Raw genomic sequence first — 595 nt, 5'->3', positions numbered from 1 at the left:
CGGTGTCGACTGCCTCTGGCTGCCGCCCTTCTTCAAGTCTCCGCTGCGCGACGGCGGCTACGACGTCTCCGACTACACCGCCGTCCTGCCCGAGTTCGGTGACCTCGCCGACTTCGTCGAGTTCGTCGACGCCGCCCACCAGCGCGGCATGCGCGTCATCATCGACTTCGTCATGAACCACACCAGCGACCAGCACCCGTGGTTCCAGGAGTCGAGGAAGGACCCCGACGGCCCGTACGGCGACTACTACGTCTGGGCCGACGACGACAAGCAGTACCAGGACGCCCGGATCATCTTCGTCGACACCGAGGCCTCCAACTGGACCTTCGACCCGGTCCGCAAGCAGTACTTCTGGCACCGGTTCTTCTCCCACCAACCGGACCTGAACTACGAGAACCCGGCCGTGCAGGAGGAGATGATCTCCGCGCTGAAGTTCTGGCTGGATCTCGGCATCGACGGCTTCCGGCTGGACGCGGTGCCGTACCTGTACCAGCAGGAGGGCACCAACTGCGAGAACCTCCCCGCCACCCATGAGTTCCTCAAGCGGGTGCGCAAGGAGATCGACGCCCAGTACCCGGACACGGTGCTGCTGGCG

The 595-nt window shown here is 65.0% G+C and carries 1 protein-coding gene; it reads left to right on the top strand.

The window, feature by feature from the left end:
- Nucleotides 1-595, top strand: a 595-nt coding sequence (locus tag IG99_RS43540) for an alpha-amylase family glycosyl hydrolase (protein WP_037684584.1), incomplete at both ends; no start/stop codon positions are given.

The sequence above is a fragment of the Streptomyces griseus subsp. griseus genome (genome assembly GCF_000720255.1).
GTDB classification, from domain to species: domain Bacteria; phylum Actinomycetota; class Actinomycetes; order Streptomycetales; family Streptomycetaceae; genus Streptomyces; species Streptomyces griseus_I.
The sequence above is the reverse complement of the archived record's forward strand: the minus strand, read 5'-3'. Positions and strand labels throughout refer to the sequence as shown.